Annotated in this window: 18 protein-coding genes; 15 read left to right on the top strand and 3 right to left on the bottom strand. The window is 43.7% G+C overall.

Annotated features, from left to right (window positions below; all coding sequences use genetic code 11):
- Window positions 1-120 precede the first annotated feature (120 nt).
- The 3 genes from spoIVB (at window position 121) to ELQ35_RS21310 (ending at window position 3537) form a co-directional block, all read left to right on the top strand.
- On the top strand, window positions 121-1413 hold the full coding sequence (spoIVB, locus tag ELQ35_RS21300; protein ID WP_126867191.1) for a SpoIVB peptidase: 1293 nt from the start codon (window positions 121-123) through the stop codon (window positions 1411-1413).
- Between the two features lie 262 nt (window positions 1414-1675).
- Window positions 1676-2470, top strand: a complete 795-nt coding sequence (spo0A, locus tag ELQ35_RS21305) for a sporulation transcription factor Spo0A (RefSeq protein ID WP_126867192.1) — start codon at window positions 1676-1678, stop codon at window positions 2468-2470.
- A gap of 344 nt (window positions 2471-2814) precedes the next feature.
- Entirely contained in the window at window positions 2815-3537 is a 723-nt protein-coding gene (locus tag ELQ35_RS21310) for a glycerophosphodiester phosphodiesterase (RefSeq protein ID WP_126867220.1), read from the top strand.
- A gap of 55 nt (window positions 3538-3592) precedes the next feature.
- Here ELQ35_RS21310 and ELQ35_RS21315 read toward each other — a convergent pair whose 3' ends face one another.
- Entirely contained in the window at window positions 3593-3823 is a 231-nt protein-coding gene (locus ELQ35_RS21315) for a DUF2627 domain-containing protein (RefSeq protein WP_126867193.1), read from the bottom strand.
- Between the two features lie 167 nt (window positions 3824-3990).
- Between ELQ35_RS21315 and ELQ35_RS21320 the strand changes: the two genes are divergently transcribed.
- From ELQ35_RS21320 to ELQ35_RS21375, 12 genes are all read left to right on the top strand, one after another.
- Window positions 3991-6069 carry a sigma-54 interaction domain-containing protein gene (locus ELQ35_RS21320; protein ID WP_126867194.1) on the top strand — a complete coding sequence of 693 codons (2079 nt, stop codon included), beginning with the start codon at window positions 3991-3993 and terminating at the stop codon, window positions 6067-6069.
- Between the two features lie 225 nt (window positions 6070-6294).
- Window positions 6295-7392, top strand: a complete 1098-nt coding sequence (gene bcd / locus ELQ35_RS21325; protein ID WP_126867195.1) for a branched-chain amino acid dehydrogenase — start codon at window positions 6295-6297, stop codon at window positions 7390-7392.
- A gap of 321 nt (window positions 7393-7713) precedes the next feature.
- Window positions 7714-9135 carry a dihydrolipoyl dehydrogenase gene (gene lpdA, locus ELQ35_RS21330; RefSeq protein ID WP_126867196.1) on the top strand — a complete coding sequence of 474 codons (1422 nt, stop codon included), beginning with the start codon at window positions 7714-7716 and terminating at the stop codon, window positions 9133-9135.
- Window positions 9136-9183: 48 nt separating this feature from the next.
- A complete protein-coding gene (locus ELQ35_RS21335) occupies window positions 9184-10179 on the top strand; it encodes a thiamine pyrophosphate-dependent dehydrogenase E1 component subunit alpha (RefSeq protein ID WP_126867197.1) in 996 nt (331 codons plus the stop codon).
- 12 nt (window positions 10180-10191) lie between these two features.
- Window positions 10192-11175, top strand: a complete 984-nt coding sequence (locus ELQ35_RS21340; RefSeq protein WP_126867198.1) for an alpha-ketoacid dehydrogenase subunit beta — start codon at window positions 10192-10194, stop codon at window positions 11173-11175.
- 103 nt (window positions 11176-11278) lie between these two features.
- Complete coding sequence (locus ELQ35_RS21345) at window positions 11279-12577, top strand: dihydrolipoamide acetyltransferase family protein (RefSeq protein WP_126867199.1); 1299 nt, start codon at window positions 11279-11281, stop codon at window positions 12575-12577.
- 391 nt (window positions 12578-12968) lie between these two features.
- Window positions 12969-13613, top strand: a complete 645-nt coding sequence (locus ELQ35_RS21350) for a superoxide dismutase family protein (protein WP_126867200.1) — start codon at window positions 12969-12971, stop codon at window positions 13611-13613.
- Window positions 13614-13833: 220 nt separating this feature from the next.
- Complete coding sequence (locus ELQ35_RS21355; RefSeq protein ID WP_126867201.1) at window positions 13834-15702, top strand: methylmalonyl-CoA mutase subunit beta; 1869 nt, start codon at window positions 13834-13836, stop codon at window positions 15700-15702.
- A 1-nt stretch (window position 15703) separates the two neighbouring features.
- Window positions 15704-17896, top strand: a complete 2193-nt coding sequence (gene scpA, locus ELQ35_RS21360; RefSeq protein WP_126867202.1) for a methylmalonyl-CoA mutase — start codon at window positions 15704-15706, stop codon at window positions 17894-17896.
- On the top strand, window positions 17896-19035 hold the full coding sequence (meaB, locus tag ELQ35_RS21365; RefSeq protein ID WP_126867203.1) for a methylmalonyl Co-A mutase-associated GTPase MeaB: 1140 nt from the start codon (window positions 17896-17898) through the stop codon (window positions 19033-19035). The genes scpA and meaB overlap by 1 nt, the downstream gene beginning before the upstream one ends.
- A 191-nt stretch (window positions 19036-19226) precedes the next feature.
- Entirely contained in the window at window positions 19227-19664 is a 438-nt protein-coding gene (locus ELQ35_RS21370; RefSeq protein WP_126867204.1) for a BrxA/BrxB family bacilliredoxin, read from the top strand.
- Between the two features lie 201 nt (window positions 19665-19865).
- Window positions 19866-20414 (top strand): DUF3231 family protein, encoded by a 549-nt coding sequence (locus ELQ35_RS21375; protein ID WP_126867205.1) that lies wholly within the window; start codon window positions 19866-19868, stop codon window positions 20412-20414.
- A gap of 19 nt (window positions 20415-20433) precedes the next feature.
- On the opposite strand, the gene ELQ35_RS23505 is transcribed toward ELQ35_RS21375, so the two are convergent.
- Together ELQ35_RS23505 and ELQ35_RS21385 are read right to left on the bottom strand one after the other, a co-directional pair.
- Window positions 20434-20928 (bottom strand): CBO0543 family protein, encoded by a 495-nt coding sequence (locus ELQ35_RS23505; protein WP_126867206.1) that lies wholly within the window; start codon window positions 20926-20928, stop codon window positions 20434-20436.
- An 88-nt stretch (window positions 20929-21016) separates the two neighbouring features.
- On the bottom strand, window positions 21017-21475 hold the full coding sequence (locus tag ELQ35_RS21385) for a CBO0543 family protein (protein ID WP_126867207.1): 459 nt from the start codon (window positions 21473-21475) through the stop codon (window positions 21017-21019).
- Window positions 21476-21505 lie beyond the last annotated feature (30 nt).

A 21505-nucleotide genomic window follows, 5' to 3' on the forward strand; every position in this document is an offset into this window, starting at 1 on the left:
TATCCAAAAACGGATAGCTTTTATTTTTAAGTAAAGTTATAAATGCGTGCCATGAAGGCTACATTAAAGGTGTAGCCATAAGCGAAAGGAACCAGAGTAGAAGCGAGGAGAGTGTTTAGATTGAAGCTATGGATAAACAGAATAATCGGTGGAATCCTCCTTGTTTCGCTATTAGCATTAGGGTTATACCAGCCAATAAATGAGTTCATTTCAATTCCAAGAAAAATTGTCCTGTTCGAGGGCGATCATTATAGTTTTCCGAAAACATTGCCAGTAACCGCAAAAGTAATTACAGCCGATGCAGGTGCTGCTGTCAATAAGAAGGGAGCCTCTCTTACTCTTGATGCAGAAAAGCCCGGAACGAATGAATTGCTTCTGGATTTTGCAGGCTTGCCCGCGAAAAAAGTAGATGTCGAAGTCATTAAAGATTTTAAAGTAATCCCGGGAGGACAGTCTATTGGAGTGAAATTGAATACTTTGGGAGTACTTGTCGTAGGGCATCACCTGGTGAATACGCAGCAGGGAAAGAAATCGCCAGGAGAGTTAGCAAAAGTTGAAGTGGGCGATATCATTACAAAAATCAACGATCAACCGATTAAGAAAATGTCAGATGTCACTCCTTTTGTCCAACAGGCAGGTGAAAAAGGAGAACCTCTCCAACTTGTCATTAACCGTGAAAAAGAAACAATGAAAGCAACCCTCACACCCTTAAAGGACAAGAACGAAGGTACCTATAAACTGGGGCTTTATATCCGTGATTCAGCAGCAGGAATAGGCACAATGACGTTTCATCACCCTGAATCAAAAAAATATGGAGCGCTCGGCCATGTAATATCGGATATGGATACGAAAAAGCCGATCGTGGTCAAAGATGGTCAAATTGTGCGCTCGACAGTCACATCCATTGAAAAAGGAAGCAACGGAGACCCGGGTGAAAAGCTTGCCCGCTTCTCGTCAAATAGAGAAATTATCGGAAATATAAATCGAAACAGTCCATTCGGCATTTTTGGAAAAATAAAGAAAGACATTGATAATGGGATCGCGGACAAGCCAATCCCGATTACCTTATCACATGAAGTAAAAGAAGGGCCTGCCAAAATTTTGACAGTCGTAGATGGCTCTGAGGTAAAGGAATTTGATGTGGAAATTGTAAGCTCAATCCCGCAGAAATTTCCGGCGACAAAAGGCATGGTCCTGAAAGTGACGGATAAAAAACTTTTGGAAAAAACAGGCGGGATCGTTCAGGGGATGAGCGGGAGCCCGATCATTCAAAATGGAAAACTGATCGGCGCTGTGACCCATGTATTTGTAAACGATCCAACCAGCGGCTACGGCGTTCATATTGAATGGATGCTAAACGAAGCTGGTATCAATATTTATGAAAAAGCAAATCAGTACCAGAAAGCAAGTTAATCGGAAAAGCGAAAAAGCAGATGTATCCTAACAAAAATCCCGGTCAAGGACCGGGATTTTTTGATGATTTTTCGACAAAAAACTTTTGAATTATCGAATATAGTCGAAAACAAGAGATACAACGAGAAAAATAATGATTTTGTATTATTTTTTAAAAATTAAAAGGATTTTCATTCCCATTGTCGAAAAGTTCAATTACAATAGATTTAGAAAATTAGAAAAAAAAGAGAACGATCAATTGTACTTGAGGAGGAAATCAAGGTTGAAAAAAATTAAAGTATGCGTGGTAGATGATAATAGAGAACTTGTGTCTCTGCTCGAGGAATATATTTCCGGCCAGGATGATATGGAAGTTATCGGGGTTGCCCATAATGGAAAGGACTGTTTAAACCTATTAGATACAATCGACCCTGACATTTTGATTCTGGATATAATCATGCCGCATTTGGACGGACTTGCAGTGTTGGAAAAATTGAGGGAAACGAATCAAGGAACGCTTCCAAACGTTATCATGCTGACTGCTTTCGGCCAGGAAGATGTCACGAAAAAAGCAGTTGATTTAGGGGCTTCCTACTTTATTCTGAAACCATTTGATATGGAAAACCTAGCTAGTCATATCCGCCAGGTCAGCGGAAAAGCGAATAACACCTCAAAAAAACCCTCTCAATACAGTTATCGCAGCAGCCAGACAGAATCTAAACCAAAAAATTTAAGCGCAAACATAACAAGCATTATTCATGAAATCGGTGTCCCTGCTCATATTAAAGGATATCTTTATTTACGCGAAGCCATCACAATGGTATATAACGATATCGAACTCCTCGGCTCGATTACAAAGGTTCTGTATCCCGACATCGCGAAGAAATATAATACAACGGCAAGCCGGGTGGAACGTGCCATCCGCCATGCAATTGAAGTCGCATGGAGCCGGGGCAATATTGAATCGATTTCTTCCCTATTCGGCTACACTGTCAGCATGTCCAAAGCAAAACCGACTAATTCCGAATTTATTGCCATGGTCGCTGATAAGCTAAGGCTGGAACACAAGGCTTCTTGAGAGGGTTAGGGGCTTTTAATAACAGGGTTTGAAAGGCGAAATCAATAGCAAAAAAGCCGGTCAAGGACCGGCTTTTTTGCTTTATGTGCGCCCGGTATACGCATAACCTCTAGAATGGATGTCTGAGGGAAGTGGGCGGCACGCTGGCATTAATCATTGTAAGCATTCAAGATGATAAAAGGGCTTATCACAAGACAGATTAAATAACCTTTTGTAAATATTACTAAAAACCATTGATAAATATAAGGGGTTGTACATAAACTTGAGCATACAGCTTTTTGGCCTGTGTAAGGATTAAAAGAAGTTTCACTTTTTTATGAGGGGTGAAGAATAAAGTGACATTGATGATTTTTGCGCATAGGGGATCCTCAGGGACACATCCGGAGAATACAATGCTGGCCTTTGAGAAAGCGAAAAATGCAGGTGCGGATGGTCTTGAAATTGATGTACAGCTGTCAAATGACGGAGAAATTGTTATTGCACATGATGAAAAACTGGATCGAACAACAAACGGTAAAGGTTATATTAAAGATTGCAGCCTTCAGAAAATCAAAACCTATAATGCCAGCCATAAATTTGTTGAACAATATGGAAAAACGGAAATACCGACTTTAAAGGAACTGTTTGACTGGCTGGGAGGAAATGATTTGCTGTGCAACATAGAATTAAAGAACAGCGTTTTTCGATATCCCGGCATGGAGGAAAAAGTAATTAGGCTTATCAAAAGCAATATGCTGGAGGAACGGGTCATCCTATCTTCATTCAATCATTACAGCCTTGTTCAATGCCTCCAGATTGCTCCCGAGCTTGAAACAGCCCCGCTATACCGGGATGGCCTGTTCAGGCCCTGGGTGTATGCCGCCCAGATAGGCGCAAGGGCCATCCATCCAAATATTAACGTTGCGTCTGATTATGTGATTAATTCAGCAATTCGTGCCGGTATTAAAGTAAGGCCTTACACGATCAACAGCAAAGCGAGTATGGAACATCTTTTCCAAATTGGTTGCAGTGCGATCATTACCGATTTCCCGGAAAAGGCAATCAGGATACGTCAACAAAATAGCTAAAAGAAAAGGTCCGCGCTTTCGAACGCACGGACCTTTTTAACTGTTAGCGCTTTTCTTATTTAAATCTATTTTGAACCTTTTCTTTTTTACGGTCACGATGAAGAACAAAGCCAGCGACAAACCCAATTCCGCCGATACATAAAATAAAGCCGGCCAGAAATTGCATCCAGAGGTTTGGATAAGGAGGCTGGGATATTCCAAACAGCATATCCCGCATAATTTTAATGCCGTATGCAGCGAGGGCGCCCGGTAAAAAAAGAATGGAAAAAGCAACTAACCGTCTCATTGAGATGTCTCCCTCCTGAAAAAATCTTTTCACAAAAAATCATAAATCATAAATAAAATTTGTCAAGCCGATGCATCTTTACTACAATGAAGGGAACCATGAAAAAAGTTGCACGCTGCATAGTGAGGATGTGAAATTACTTGCAGAGCGGGCTAGGGAGGCACAACTTGCAAAAAGTTATGATCGTCGGAGCAGGCACAGGCGGAACGGCCATTTTAAAGATCCTAATGGAAAGCGAAAGTTTTTTCATTGAGTGTGTGGTAGACACTAATATGGATGCACCGGGAATGCAGCTTGCCAAAAAGCTTGGAATCCAGACCGGTTCTGATTGGAAGAGACAGATTCATGATTCGCTTGACATTATCATTGAGGTGACCGGTGATGAACAGGTTTTTGAAGAGATCCGGGACAGGAGAAGCGGCAGGACCCTGCTCATTCCTGGCAGTGTTGCTTATATCATTGCCAAACTTTTTGAAGAAAAAAAGGAATTGATTGATAAGCTGAAAAATGAGAAAAATAAACATGATTTAATCTTTAATACCACGAATGACGGAATGATCGTCGTAGATAAGACGGGCATTGTCATCCTTTTTAACCGCAGTGCTGAACGGATGGTCGAAGCAAAGCGTAAGGACGTAGTCGGAAAGCACATAACTGAATTGATACCGGGAAGCCGCCTCCCTCACACCATCCAGACGAAACGGATGGAGCTGAATCAGGAACAGGTTCTCAATAATGGGATGAAGATTATCACTACGCGTATTCCGCTGCTTGATGAGAACAATGAAGTGATCGGTGCTTTTGCTGTCTTTAAGGATATCACCGAAGTAGTGAATCTCGCGGAAGAGATCACGAACTTGAAAGAAATTCAAACGATGCTCCAGGCGATTATTCATTCAAGTAATGACGCAATTTCTGTTGTCGATGAAAAAGGACATGGCATTGTGATTAACCCAGCTTATACGAGGATTACCGGGCTGAGCAAAGAAGAGGTGATTGGGAAACCTGCCACAACCGATATTTACGAAGGCGAAAGTATGCATATGCAGGTATTGCAGACGAGAAGGCCTGTCAGGGGAGTAAATCTAAGGGTGGGTCCGTTGAAAAAGGATGTCATCGTCAATGTTGCCCCGATCATCGTCGATAACAGGCTGAAAGGGAGCGTTGGGGTCATCCATGATGTATCGGAAATCCAGCAGCTGACCAAAGAGCTAGATCGCGCAAGACAAATCATCAGAACGCTTGAAGCGAAGTACTCGTTTGCGGATATTATCGGGCAATCTGAAGAAATGAAGCTGGCTGTTGAACAGGCAAAATTGAGCGCGAAAACACCGGCTACCGTATTACTCAGGGGCGAGTCGGGAACCGGGAAGGAACTGTTTGCCCATGCGATACATAATGCAAGTGAAAAGAAATTCAATAAATTTGTCAGGGTGAACTGTGCAGCCATTTCGGAATCGTTGCTGGAGAGTGAACTTTTCGGATACGAAGAAGGCGCTTTTTCAGGAGCAAAGCGCGGCGGTAAACGCGGATTTTTCGAAGAGGCAAACAAGGGCAGTATTTTCTTGGATGAAATTGGTGAGTTGTCGCCCAATATACAGGCTAAACTGCTCAGGGTCCTGCAGGAAAATGAAATTATCAGGGTTGGTGGCACAAAGCCTGTTCCCATCAAGGTAAGGGTGATCGCGGCGACCAATCTTAACCTCGAAAAAGCAATCACGATCGGAACTTTTAGAGAGGATCTTTATTTCCGCTTGAATAGGATGCCGATTCATATCTCGCCGCTTAGAAAAAGAAAGGAAGAAATCGAGGCGATGGCTAAGCATCTGATCCAAAAAATCAACCAGGAATATGGACGAAATATCGAAGGGATAACAGACGAGGCGATTGAAAAGCTTAAGCAGTATGATTGGCCGGGAAATGTGCGGGAATTGGAAAACATCCTTGGGCGGGCGATCATTTTTATGAAAATCAATGAATCAGTCATGGATGAAGAGCATATCCCAGACTTTATTGAAAACGATGAAAAGATCCTAAATGATCCTAACCTTGGAAAGGAAGGAGCATTCAGTCAGCAGGAGCCTTTGTCAGAAATGCTTGACCGCTATGAAAGCAAATTGATTAAGCAATCGTTAATCCAGCATAAAGGGAACAAAACAGCGACTGCTAAATCGCTCAGAATTTCAGTAAGAAATTTATATTACAAAATAGAAAAGCTCAACCTTGAAAACTTTAGCATGCAATAAACTGCATGATGTGCAAAAAAATGCAGAGATTCACGGCAGTTTTACCTGGTTTTCCTTGCAAACAAATCTGGCACAGGAATTGCATCAAATAAGATAGATGGTAAAACACCTAAAGAATATGGAAGGCTGGAGGCGGTTGCGAGAGCAAATTATACTCTCTAGCACTTGCTCCTTGCAGAATGCTCTGCATCTAATAAATAAAGTACATCTTGGGGAGGAATTTTCATGGAAATTTTCAAATACTTGGAGAAATATGATTACGAACAAATTTTGTTTTGCCAGGATAAACAATCCGGATTAAAGGCAATCATTTCCATTCATGATACGACCCTTGGCCCTGCTCTTGGAGGCACCCGCATGTGGACATACGAATCAGAAGAAGCGGCGATTGAAGATGCTCTTCGTCTTTCCCGTGGGATGACATACAAAAATGCAGCTGCAGGACTCAACCTCGGCGGTGGAAAAACGGTTATTATCGGCGATCCGCGAAAGGACAAAAATGAGGAAATGTTCCGTGCGTTTGGGCGCTTTATCCAAGGTTTGAACGGCCGCTACATTACTGCTGAAGATGTCGGCACTACGGTTGCCGATATGGACATGATCCATGAAGAAACTGATTTTGTAACCGGGATTTCACCGGCATTCGGTTCATCAGGCAATCCATCTCCGGTTACGGCTTACGGCGTTTACCGCGGAATGAAAGCAGCAGCCAAGGAAGCATTCGGCACTGACTCTCTGGAAGGAAAAGTCATTGCCGTTCAGGGCGTCGGAAACGTAGCATACAATCTTTGCCGCCACCTTCACGAAGAAGGCGCCCAACTGATTGTTGCCGATATTAACAAAGAGTCTGTCCAGCGAGTTGTAGCAGAGTTTGGTGCTAAAGCCGTCGAACCCAATGAAATTTATGGAGTGGACTGTGACATTTACGCACCCTGCGCACTTGGAGCTGTCATAAATGACCACACCATCTCCCAGCTTAAAGCGAAGGTTATTGCAGGGGCGGCAAATAATCAATTAAAGGATACGGCTCATGGCGATCAAATTCATGAAATGGGCATTGTGTATGCTCCTGACTATGTCATTAATGCAGGCGGAGTGATTAATGTCGCTGATGAGCTTTATGGCTATAATCCCGAACGAGCAATGAAAAAAGTTGAAACCGTTTACAATAATATTGAAAAGGTGATTGAAATCGCCAAGCGCGATGGAATTCCTACTTATCTGGCAGCCGACCGCATGGCTGAGGAACGGATTGAACGAATGAGAAATTCGCGCAGTCAGTTCCTGCAAAATGAAAAGCATACCCTGAACCGCCGTAAATAACAAAAACGGAAAGCGCCCTGCCGCGACTGGGCGCTTGGTCGGCTTTGAGCGATGTCGTATGTCAACGCATCACTGGGTACATCCTTGTACGTAGAAGCCCTTCTCACATTAGTGAGATACATATTTAGAACGCCTTTGGCCCGTCTAAGCTTTCAATCAAGCAAAGGCCGGCCAATTAGCGGTATAATCAATTTTTGGTGAAAACACTTTACGATCTTTCTGCGGCTTAAAAATGGAGGTAAAGGGTTGCAAGACAGTAGTGGACGAACAATAGAAAAAAATAGTAACTTTAGTAGCAACTCTGATCAAGGAGGTTAGGAAATGGCACAAGAATACGATCTGGTCATATTGGGTGCGGGAACCGGCGGTTATGTTGCGGCAATCCGTGCGGCCCAGTTAGGGCTGAAAACGGCCGTTGTTGAAAAAGGAAAGCTCGGCGGGACTTGCCTGCACAAGGGCTGCATTCCTTCAAAAGCATTGCTTCGAAGCGCGGAGGTATTCAGTACCTCGAAAAGAAGTGAGGAATACGGAGTAGTGACCGGAGAAGTAAAGCTCGATTTCATGAAGGTGCAAGAAAGAAAAAGCCGAATCGTGGACCAGCTGTATAAAGGTGTTCAGCATTTAATGAAACAGGGAAAAATCGATATTTATGAAGGCCTGGGAAGGATTCTCGGTCCATCGATCTTTTCGCCGGTAGCAGGGACAATTTCAGTAGAAATGAACAATGGATCGGAAAATGAAATGCTGATCCCGAAAAACGTCATTGTCGCTGCTGGTTCAAGACCAAAAACGCTGCCAGGACTTGATATTGATGGAGAATTCGTAATGACTTCTGATGAAGCGCTGCAGTTGGAGGGACTGCCGAAATCTATTATCATCGTGGGCGGAGGCGTGATCGGCATCGAATGGGCCTCTATGCTGAATGATTTTGGTGTCGAAGTAACCGTAATCGAGTATGCTGAGCGGATCATTCCGACTGAGGACAAAGACATTTCAAAGGAGATGTTCCGGCTTTTGAAGAAAAAGGGCATCAGGTTGGTAACCGGTGCCAGGGTTCTGCCGGAGTCGCTGAAAAAGGGAGAGACCGTAACCATTTCTGCTGAAATCAATGGGGAAACGAAAGAATTCACCGCTGAAAAAATGTTAGTGTCGGTAGGCAGACAGGCAAATACTGAAGGAATTGGAATTGAAAATACAGATATCGTGGCCGAAAAAGGCTTTATTTCGGTTAATGATGTTTATCAAACGAAAGAATCGCATATTTACGCAATCGGGGATTGTATCGGCGGATTGCAGTTGGCGCATGTTGCCTCACACGAAGGAATCGTAGCAGTTGAGCATATTGCCGGTGAAAAACCGCACAAAATCGATTATTCTTTGGTTTCTAAATGCATTTATTCCAACCCGGAAGCCGCGAGTGTTGGATATACAGAGGATGAGGCGCTCGAAAAGGGATATAAGCTCAAAATCGGCCAATTCCCATTCAAAGCAATTGGAAAGGCGCTTGTATATGGTGAATCTGACGGTTTTGTCAAAATTATTGCCGATCAAGACACAAATGACATTCTTGGCGTCCATATGATTGGGCCGCATGTGACCGATATGATTTCTGAAGCAGGACTTGCAAGAGTCCTTGATGCGACACCTTGGGAAGTGGCGCATACGATTCATCCGCATCCGACATTGTCAGAAGCAATCGGTGAAGCGGCACTTGCCGTCGACGGACTTGCGATCCATTCATGATAGTGCTTCAATAACACTAAGAAACTTGCCTGTAAGGAGGGAAAAATGATGGTTGAAAATCGTCATAGAGAGTTAGGCCTTAGCGATGAAAGAGTTTTAGAAATGTATGAAACGATGCTGCTTTCACGCAGAATTGACGAACGTATGTGGCTATTAAATCGTTCGGGGAAAATTCCATTTGTTATTTCCTGCCAGGGACAGGAAGCGGCACAAGTTGGGGCTGCTTTTGGTTTGGATCGGGAAAAAGACTATGTACTTCCTTATTACCGCGATATCGGCGTAGTGCTTACGTTTGGAATGACAGCTAAGGATCTTATGCTTTCAGGCTTTGCAAAATCAGAAGATCCGAGCTCCGGCGGACGTCAAATGCCCGGCCATTTCGGCCAAAGGAAAAACAGGATCGTTACCGGATCTTCTCCGGTTACAACACAGGTTCCTCACGCTGTCGGAATTGCGCTTGCTGGAAAGATGGAAGGCAAGGACTTGGTGGCCTTTGTGACTTTTGGCGAGGGCTCATCGAATCAGGGAGATTTCCATGAAGGAGCAAACTTTGCAGGTGTCCATAAACTTCCGGTCATTTTGATGTGTGAAAATAATAAATATGCTATTTCTGTGCCGATTGAAAAACAATTGGCCTGTGAAAAGGTATCTGACCGCGCCATTGGTTATGGGATGCCGGGTGTGACTGTCGATGGCAATGATCCGCTGGAAGTCTATAAAGCTGTAAAGACAGCCGCGGACAGAGGCCGCCGCGGAGAAGGACCAACCCTTATTGAAACAATTTCCTACCGGTTTACTCCGCATTCAAGTGATGATGATGACCGCAGCTACCGCGCTCCTGATGAAGTGGCAGAGGCAAAAACAAAAGACCCGATCATGACCTTTGGAGCCTACTTAAAAGAAACAGGGACGATGGATGAAGCGCTGGAGAAGGAAATCAATGACCGGATCATGAAGAACGTAAATGAAGCTACCGATTATGCGGAAAATGCACGATATGCGGACGCAGAGGACGCTTTAAAATATGTATATGCACAGATGTAAGGGGGAGTAATTATGCCGGTAATTTCTTATATAGATGCTGTAACAATGGCGATTCGCGAAGAAATGGAAAGAGATTCCCGCGTGTTCGTTCTGGGGGAAGACGTCGGGAAAAAGGGCGGCGTGTTCAAGGCTACAAACGGCCTTTATGACACATTCGGTGAACAGCATGTCATTGATACACCGCTTGCCGAATCTGCGATTGCCGGTGTAGGGATCGGTGCCGCGATGTATGGCATGCGTCCGGTTGCCGAGATGCAGTTCGCTGATTTCATCTTGCCGGCAGTCAACCAGATTATTTCGGAAGCGGCAAAAATCCGTTACCGTTCCAATAATGACTGGAGTTGTCCGATCGTCGTCCGTGCTCCATACGGAGGCGGTGTCCACGGAGCGCTCTACCATTCGCAGTCGGTGGAATCGATTTTTGCGAACCAGCCTGGCCTGAAAATCGTCATGCCGTCCACTCCGTATGATGTAAAAGGATTATTAAAAGCGGCGATTCGCGATGACGATCCTGTTTTGTTCTTTGAGCATAAAAGAGCTTACCGTTTAATCAAAGGCGAAGTTCCTGCCGATGACTATGTATTGCCTATCGGAAAGGCAGACGTTAAACGGGAAGGCGAGGACATCACAGTGATTACATATGGCCTCTGCGTGCACTTCGCCCTTCAGGCTGCAGAAAAATTGGCTAGTGACGGGATATCCGCACATGTGCTCGACTTACGCACCGTCTATCCATTGGACAAAGAAGCCATCATAGAGGCTGCATCAAAAACAGGCAAAGTCCTGCTCGTGACCGAGGATAACAAAGAAGGCAGCATCATCAGTGAGGTATCGGCGATTATTGCTGAGAACTGCCTGTTTGACCTTGATGCCCCGATCATGAGACTGGCAGGCCCTGATATTCCAGCGATGCCTTATGCACCGACAATGGAAAAGTTTTTCATGGTGAATCCCGAAAAAGTCGAAGCAGCGATGAGGGAATTGGCTGAATACTAAGGAAAAAATCCGTAAACAGGATTGCTTTTATAGATTTGACAAAGTGGTATTGACTAAGACCGCTTTAGGTACCATGGAATAAGAAAAGAGGAGGTTTGGGCAATTGGCGATTGAGCAAATGAAAATGCCGCAGCTCGGAGAAAGCGTCACCGAGGGGACCATCAGCAAATGGCTGGTAAAGCCGGGGGACCATGTCAATAAATATGATCCTATGCTTGAGGTCATTACCGATAAAGTGAATGCAGAAGTCCCTTCATCATTTACAGGGACCATTGTCGAACTGATGGCAGAAGAAGATCAAACTCTGGCCGTCGGGGAGATCATCTGTACCATTGATGTTGCCGGTGTAAAAACGGACGAAGCAGACGGAAAGGAAAACTTTCATACCGAGGAGAAAGAGGATGTTTCCCGGGAGCCGAGTAATCTAGCAGCGGACACGGTTCAAGGGAAAGCCAGATATTCTCCCGCCGTTTTGAAGATCTCCCAGGAAAACGGCATCGATTTAAACCAGGTAGCGGGAACTGGCAAAGAGGGCCGGATTACGAGAAAAGACTTAGTGAAATTGATCAATTCCGGAAATATTCCGCAGGCGGGAGCCAGCAAGGCGGAAGCAAAACCGGAAGCCAGACAGGAAAGTACAGCATCTGTCCAGCTGCAATCAACGCCAAAACCGGCAGAATCCGTCTCCGTCCCTACGGCAGCGGGAGACATTGAAATTCCGGTGACAGGGATCAGAAAAGCAATTGCATCAAATATGCTGCGCAGCAAGCACGAAGCTCCGCATGCCTGGACGATGGTGGAAGTGGATGCCACCAATCTGGTTGCATACCGTGATTCTCTTAAAACTGAATTTAAGCAAAAAGAAGGTTATAACCTAACCTATTTTGCATTCTTTGTAAAAGCAGTCGCGCAAAGCTTAAAGGAATTCCCTCAGATCAATTCAATGTGGGCGGGCGACAAAATCATCCAGAAGAAGGATATTAACATCTCGATAGCCGTCGCAACCGAAAACGCGCTGTTTGTACCGGTGATCAAAAATGCCGATGAAAAATCGATTAAAGGCATCGCTCGCGAAGTTCATGAGCTTGCCGGGAAGGTGCGCAGCGGCAAGCTGAAATCTGATGAAATGCAGGGTGGAACTTTTACCGTAAATAACACCGGTTCATTCGGCTCCGTTCAATCGATGGGCATCATCAACTATCCTCAGGCAGCGATCCTGCAAGTGGAATCGATCGTGAAGCGCCCGGTCATCATCGACAATATGATTGCCGTCCGTGACATGGTCAATTTATGCATGTCACTCGACCATCGTGTGCTTGACGGACTTGTGTGCGGACGTTTCCTAGCCAGAGTGAAACAAATTGTTGAAGATATATCGAGTTCAAATACGCCTATATATTAATGGACGCCGGCTATTGCCGGCGTTTTTGCATATCCAAAAAAACTCAAACTATATAAGTTGAGATTAAGAATTGCATCTAACACAAATACTTGGAATTAAAAGAGACGACAAAACTAGAAAAACAGACGCGAAAACGATAAAAGTGACGCCAAAACAGAAAAACAGACGACAAAAATTAAAAGAGACGCCAAAATGAGAAAAGAGACGACAAAACTAGAAAAAAAGACGCGAAAACAATAAAAGTGACGTCAAAACTTAAAACGAAATAGGAAATGGTTATTTCAACTTATATATCTTCCCGAACTCCTCTAATTAATCGATAATACGTTTATCTCCCCAAAATAGTGGAAGTATTGAAAGGTATATTAAAAAAGAAGAAGGGAGCAGAAAAATGAGCAAATACTGGACAAAACTTCTACTGCCAGTTTCTGTCGTTCTGTTATTGATGGGATGTGCGGGCGGGGAAAATTCAGATGGTGAAGAGACGGCGAGTATGAATGGCACAGCTGAAAAGAACCAAGGAACTGAGGAACAGATGGAGCCTAAAGCTAAAGCGGAAATCAAAAATGTGGATAATAAGACGGTTGGAACGGTCAGTTTTTTTGATCATGAAGGTGATATTCAAATCAAAGCCAGCATGAAAGGTTTAGAACCCGGTCTGCACGGATTCCACGTCCATGAAAAAGGCGCATGTGAACCGGATGCCAAGGAAGGTGCTTTTACTACAGCGGGAGGACACTTTAATCCAGATGATGAAATGCACTCAGGACATAACGGTGACATGCCTTCTCTATACGTAAATGAAGAAGGTACAGCTGAATTTATGACAACATTTGACCGCTTTACAATTAACCAATTGACAGAACAAGAACTTGCTATCATTGTGCACGAAAAACCAGATAACTCCGGCAATATCCCTGACCGCTATCAAGCAGAGGGAAAGCCTGGTCCTGATGATGAAACCATGAAAACCGGTGACGCTGGTAAAAGACAAGCATGCGGGATTATTATGAGCGCAGCTGGTGAAACTAAGTAGCAGCTTATTCTATAGGAAACCCTTCCTCTTCCATTGTGAAGGGTTTCCGCAAAATAACCATAACAATTGCAGGATTTTATGTTGTATCTTCTAGAATATTATTATGTGAGAATGTTATAATTATTCAGTAAGAAGAGGAAGGGAGGAAGCTTTCGATTTCATACTGAGCGAGCGTTCGCTCTGCCTAGTAATACTGTATGAAAGAAAGAAAGCGATTTCAATGAAGCTGAATGAAGTAAAGACTCTATCATTTCCTAGTTCTTCTATAGAAGATTGGAAGGTAGCTGCCGAAAGCAGTTTAAAAGGGAAGAGCGTCGAAAAGTTGAATACGAATACATATGAAGGCATTGAACTTCAGCCGCTTTATACAGAAGAAAGCCTGTCTGAAAATACGGCTGGCGAAGAACTTCCTGGATTTTTTCCGTACACAAGAGGGATCAATGTTACCGGCTATCGCACGAACCCATGGCTCATATGCCAGCCTGTCTTTGCTTTCTCTGAGGAAGAAGCTAATCAAAAGATGCATACGGCATTGTCCCGGGGCCAAAATGCCATTTGTTTTCCGGCAAGCTTGCTAAGCGGTACCCTTAATAATCTTTTGAACCGCCTGCCTTTCAAGGAAGTGCCGATTTTTATCGATTTGGAGGGAAATGGGCACTCCGCCTTGCCGAGATTCAATCAATACTGTGAAAAGGCTAATTTGAACACCGGCTTGATATCTGGAGTTCTGGCAGAGGATCCGATAGCCGAATGGGCAGCTGCTGGAAAGCTCCCATCCGACATAGACAACTATTTCAAAGGGTGGTTTTCTGGTATACAGGAGGCAGGTGGAAAACTTCCAAATGTTAAAACCATTTTAATTAAAACATCTGTATACCACAACGGCGGTGCAAATGCAGTCCAGGAAGTTGCATATGGACTGGCCGAGGCTGTTCATTATCTGAACGAAGGCCAGGAATATGGATTATCCTTAGCGGAACTGACAGATAAAATCGTATTTTCCTTTGCGATTGATTCTAATTATTTTATGAATATTGCCAAACTGCGTGCAGCGCGGCGATTATGGGCGATGCTTGCCGAGGCATATGGAGTTTCTCCGGATTACTTTAAAATGCACATCCATGCAGTGACCTCAAGGGTGACGGAAACATTATATGACAAGCATGTCAATATCCTTCGTACTGCTAACCAGGCATTTGCCGCAGTGGTAGGCGGAGTGCAATACCTGCAAATTCATCCGTTCGACCGGCTGCACGGGACGGAAAATGATTTTGCCGAACGGCTTGCACGAAATACCCAGTTAATCCTGAAAGAAGAAACCCATATTTCTACAGTTGTCGATCCGGCTGGTGGTTCCTTCTTCGTCGAGAAGCTTACCAGTGAATTAACGGAAGCTGTATGGTCCAAGTTTCTTGAAATTGAGCAGCAGGGTGGAATCCTCAACTTGCTAAAAAAAGGAACCATCCAGGCTGAAATTGCCGACGTATTTAAGCAAAGACAGAGAAACACGGGCTTTCGAAAAGAAAGCATCATCGGTACGAATGTCTATCCAAACCCAGCGGAAAAGGTTCAAGAGCCGCAAACGAATTCAGAGAAGAGTACTGCTGCTTTGGATATCATACCGATTCCCCACATGCGAGTAGCTGAAGAATTTGAAAACATCCGACTTCGAGCCGAAGCACATGCCGAAAGCGGAGAAGCTCCTAAACTTGGAGTGATTACGATTGGTGAGCTTAAGGCCTATAAAGCAAGGGCTGATTTTATTAAGGGGATATCGGGGTCCGGGGGTATCGGAACGATCGAAAGCAAGGGCTGTACAACAGTGGACGAAGTACTGGCTTTTGTAACCGAGACAAACCTTAAGAGTTACTGCATCTGCGGCAGCGATGCCGATTATTTAGAAACTGCAGCGGCGTTTGCCAGAGCAATCAAGGAAGGCTACCCTGAAAAGAATCTATACTTGGCAGGGAAGCAGGACAGTGAACTGGAAAAAGAACTGAAGCTGGCTGGCGTAAAAGACTTTTTGCATATAAAAACAAATGTTGTCGAGATCCTGACACAATTGCTTACGGAACTGGAGGTGAAGTAGCGTGAAAAGACCTGATTTTACAAAAATCAATCCACTAATAGCCAACTCCACAGGTTCAGCTGAAAAATGGCAAAAGACAGCGGAGGCTGCTATTAACGGGTCCATTGAAGATTTATTATATGAAACGAATGAGCAGATTCAAATCAAATCTCTTTACCGGAAACAAGACCTAAAGGAATTCAAGCATATCGAGGGCGTTCCCGGCATTGCCCCATACACGAGAGGCCCCTATCCGACGATGTATGTAAACCGTCCATGGACGGTGCGCCAGTATGCCGGTTTTTCTACGGCTGAGGAGTCGAATGCTTTTTACCGGAGGAATCTGGCTATGGGCCAAAAAGGTTTATCGGTTGCGTTTGACCTGGCGACGCACAGAGGATATGATTCCGATCACCCTCGGGTTGTCGGTGATGTCGGCAAAGCAGGTGTTGCGATTGATTCGGTTCTTGACATGAAACGGTTATTTGAAGGGATTCCACTTGACCAAATGTCAGTGTCGATGACCATGAACGGGGCCGTGCTGCCGATCCTGGCGTTTTTTATCGTGACCGCCGAGGAACAGGGCGTTACCCAGGAAAAGCTTTCTGGTACAATCCAGAATGATATTTTAAAAGAATACATGGTGCGGAATACGTATATCTATCCGCCGGAAATGTCGATGAAAATCATTGCTGACATATTTGAATACACATCCAAATTTATGCCGAAGTTCAACAGCATCAGCATCTCAGGCTATCATATGCAGGAAGCAGGCGCTCCTGCTGATATTGAACTTGCCTATACGCTCGCTGACGGGCTCGAGTACGTCCGAACCGGGCTTCAGGCTGGCATTCCCGTTGATTCATTCGCGCCGCGCCTTTCCTTCTTCTGGGCGATCGGGATGAATTATTTTATGGAAGTGGCCAAAATGAGAGCTGCCCGTTTTATTTGGGCAAAATTAATCAAGCAGTTTGAACCGAAGAACCCTAAATCATTGGCACTCCGGACACATTCGCAAACGTCTGGCTGGAGCCTGTCAGAACAGGATCCTTTCAACAACGTGGTCCGCACTCTTTTGGAAGCCCATGCCGCTGCGCTTGGACATACGCAGTCACTCCATACGAATGCTCTTGATGAAGCGATCGCTTTGCCGACTGATTTTTCGGCACGGATCGCAAGGAATACCCAGCTTTACCTGCAGGAGGAAACAGGAATCACAAACGTGATCGACCCGTGGGCAGGCTCCTACTATGTGGAATCGTTGACGAATGAACTGATCAACCGGGCCTGGGCCCACATTGAGGAGATCGAGGAACTCGGGGGAATGGCAAAGGCCATTGAAACGGGCCTGCCGAAAATGAGAATCGAAGAAGCGGCTGCGAAGCGCCAGGCACAAATTGACTCCGGGCAGGAAACGATTGTCGGCGTGAACAAGTATCGTCTTGACAAACAAGATCCAATTGAAATTCTCGAAATTGATAATACTGCGGTACGTGAAAGCCAGCTTCAAAAACTGGCACTGGTAAGGGAAGCTAGAAATGGGGCAGAGGCAGAGGCAGCATTAGCAGCACTTTCCGCAGCAGCCGAAAGCGGTGAGGGCAACTTGCTTGAGCTAGCCGTTCAGGCAGCAAGGGCAAGAGCAACACTTGGTGAAATTTCAGATGCGATTGAAAAGACAGCCGGGCGCCATAAGGCGACGATTCGTTCGATCAGCGGCGTTTACAGTTCCTCCTATTCGGATAATGATGACTTTGAAGCAGTAAAGAAAATGACCGATGAGTTTCTTGAAAATGAAGGAAGAAGACCCCGTCTTTTGATGGCAAAAATGGGGCAGGACGGACACGACCGCGGAGCCAAGGTCGTTTCAACCGCATTTGCCGATTTAGGATTTGACGTCGACATCGGCCCGCTTTTCCAGACTCCGGAAGAAACGGCGCTGCAGGCGGTGGAAAATGATGTCCATGCGGTGGGGATGAGCTCGCTTGCGGGCGGGCATAAAACACTCCTTCCTCAGCTCGTCCAGGAACTGAAAAAATTAGGCAGGGAAGATATCATCGTCATTGCCGGCGGGGTGATTCCAGCACAGGATTATCAATTCCTGAAACAAAACGGGGCGGCGGCCATCTTTGGGCCTGGTACGGTCATTACCCGGTCAGCAAAATCTGTTCTGGAAGAAATATATCGCCGCCTCGGATATGAGGAAGTGTCAGGGTAATGGAAAACAGAAAAAAACCTGAATGGGCAGACGACAGTGATCAAGAAGGATTTGCGTCTGTTGTCAGAAAAGGCGTAGACTCGTTTTCGGAAGCTGCAGAGGATGGAAGAAGCAGGTTTGTGAAAAAAGGCAAGCAAACTATAAGCCTTAAAAAAATCGAAGCAGGACTGCTCCAAGGAGAGAGGGCTATGCTTGCACGTGCAATAACCCTGATAGAAAGCAATGCCCCCCATCACTTCGAAGACGCACAGCAGCTTTTACAATCCATCCTGCCCCAAGCTGGCCGCTCAATCAGGATTGGAATTTCCGGTGTGCCTGGTGCTGGAAAAAGTACTTTTATTGAAGCTTTTGGAACTTATTTATGCAAATTGGGGCATAAAATCGCGGTGCTGGCAGTAGACCCAAGCTCATCTGTCAATGGCGGCAGTATTCTCGGTGACAAAACAAGAATGGAAGAACTGGCCAGGAACCCGCAAGCCTTTATCAGGCCGTCTCCCTCTGGTGGGACACTGGGCGGGGTCCACCGTAAAACGAGGGAAACGATGCTTCTTTGTGAAGCGGCCGGTTTTGATATCATCCTGATTGAAACAGTCGGCGTCGGACAAAGCGAGGCCATTGTCCGCAGCATGACAGACTTCTTCATGCTTCTTGTTCTAACCGGTGCCGGGGATGAACTGCAAGGAATGAAGAAAGGGATAATGGAACTCGTTGATGCCATTGTCGTCAATAAAGCAGATGGAGACAATAAGCCGCTCGCTTTGAAAACAAAATCAGAATACAGCCGGATGCTTCATTTCCTGCAGCCGGCGACAAAAGGCTGGTCAGCGAAGGCTTATACATGTTCTTCCCTGACCGGTGATGGAATCGGCCCTCTTTGGGATGTAATTATGCGATTTTCGGAAGAAACGAAAGAAAAAGGTGTATTTGAGGAAAGAAGGAGACTTCAATCCAAAGAATGGCTGTATTCCTTGATCCATGATTCACTGCAAAACATGTTCTTTAAAAATGAAAAAATGAAAGACCTTCTTCCCGTATTGGAAAATCAGGTAATGGCGGGGGACAAGACAGTCACAAAAGCTGTCCAGGAAAGCTTTGAAGTATTTAATCAAGTGTTGCGTAATACGGATCTTAATGGATAAAAAGAAAAGGGATAGCAGATAATCTGCTATCCAAATCTAGGGAGTTAGGGGTATGGTTCTAGTTGTATTGATATTTTACCCGTTGCAGCTGGAACTTAAACATCTTTTTCTTGATTGCATTAAGATTGTATCTGGAATGTCACACTGTTATTATAATAGTGTAGAAAAAAATATCGAGAGGAGTTAGTTCGATGAGTATGGATTTTAACTTTTTAATGAATGATGTAGTTCGTCAGGCTCGTCAGGAGATCGCGACTGCTGGATATACGGAACTATCAACACCCCAGGATGTAGAGGAAGCTTTCGCACAAAAAGGAACAACTCTTGTTATGGTTAACTCTGTTTGCGGTTGCGCCGGTGGAATTGCAAGACCTGCTGCCGCCCATTCGGTTCACTATGATAATCGCCCGGACCATCTCGTAACAGTATTTGCCGGCCAGGATAAAGAAGCAACGGAAAAAGCGCGTGACTATTTTGAAGGCTATCCGCCATCTTCTCCATCATTTGCAATCCTAAAAGATGGAAAATTCCTGACCATGATTGAAAGACACGAAATTGAAGGACATGATCCAATGTCCGTAGTCAATAAGCTGCAAAGCTACTTTGATCAATATTGTGAAGAAGTGTAAGACTCGATATTTCCGAGGCCGCTGAAAAAGTCCTCTTAACGTAAAAAAAGGTATAATTCCTCAATCTGTGAGGAGATTATGCTTTTTTTTCTGTCTTTTATTTTAATTCATTAATTCCAAAAACATTACAATGATTTGAATATATTTTACTGTTTCGTAAAAACTAAAAAAAAATTGAATTTTGGATTGGAGAGATTACCTATGACCACAATTTTTGAAGCTGTAAAAGATTTTTTGCAAATGTCTTTAGATAATGAACCAAAAAATCCGTTGCATGTAGGAGAGGTTATGAGTTGTTGGCTCTACTTAGCTACAATGGATGAAGCAGCAGTCTATATCCAAATAGGACTTAATACAACAACTGATGATGATGTCAAAAACATATTAAAAGAAAGCTTAAATCAGTGTGAAACTCAAGGAAAAAGATTTAAGGAATTTTTGAAAAAGGAAGGCGTTCATTTACCGCCAACCAGTGAGCAACGTCCGAATTCTGAACCAAATAGTGTGCCGTTAGGAGTTAAACTGACCGATGATGAAATTATGAACGGCTTAAGTATAAAGACAGTTGCAGCTATTACCGCTTGCGCTTCTGCGGTAAGTCAAAGTATTAGAAATGATGTAGGTGCTTTATTTACTCAATGTATGTTAGAGAAAATGAAATTTGGAACCTCGTTAAAATATTTAATGCGAAAAAGAGGTTGGATAAAAGTTCCTCCCTATTATTATCCGCCGGGATTACCAAAGCAGTAGCATTCTCTTCTAAGGATACCTATATGTAATTAAAAATAACCAAGTAAAACACCGCAAAAATAACCGAAAGTATTAATGCCCGAAGTTTATTAATATGATGAAGTCGTATCATAGGAAACATAATAATAACAAATAAAGATGACCATCCAAAATGCCAGCCATTATGATAAGATAACATACCAAGCTGGTGGCCTCCCCATTCTATTAGCAAAAAAGTAAGGGTCCACTTTAAGAAGTATGTAATTTTCTTCTTAAGTATACTTGGGTAATTAGACAGAAAAGTCAAAACTACTAAAGGATTTACAATAAGGTTGTTTGTAAAATGCACAATCATACGATTAAAAATAAGATCCGGATTCAATTCCCATAGATGGTAGTTACTATGCGATATAAACTCATAAATAAAAGCTGATAAAGACATGAATAGCATTGTAGGGTAGTATTTCTCCCAGTTTCTCCAATCCCCTTTTACCAAAGAAAAAAGGATAACCAGGGTCATAAGGATTAAGTTCATTCTACCTTCTCCTATTTACATTCTGGTTACTATTATTTACATGAATCTTACAAAAAATACCACAAGAAAATAGCTGAAAACTTTTGATTTAACTTTCTTTCTTGTTTATCAATTGCATTAAGATACGGAGAAAAATCATTAGAAAAAAGGTGCTAATAAATGTGTGCATCCATGTCCATGTATGATATTTAATTAAATCGGTATATTTTTCAATAAGAACCTCAATGATCGTTAAAGCAGAGGTATACAATGCACCTTGTAGAATTATGTTGAGATATTTTGAATGATAAGTTGTTTGATAAAAGTAAATACAAATAACTGGAAAAAGAAGGTATTCATAAAGGAGGCTAGTACCGAAATAGTTGCTTAAAAACCTTACAGGGTATTCAAGCAGTTTTTCTTCAACAACAAAAACACCAACAAACGTTGAAAGATAAGCATTCAATAAGAAAATTAAAATCCAGTCTTTGATTACAGCTTTTCTTAAACTAAAAAATAATAGGGCAATTCCGATTATAAAAAACGCCCACAAAATGATTCTTTCCATAGAGAAATCCGCCTTCTATTGTTAATTTAC

The sequence above is a fragment of the Peribacillus cavernae genome (genome assembly GCF_003989135.1).
Classification (GTDB): Bacteria; Bacillota; Bacilli; order Bacillales; family DSM-1321; genus Peribacillus; species Peribacillus cavernae.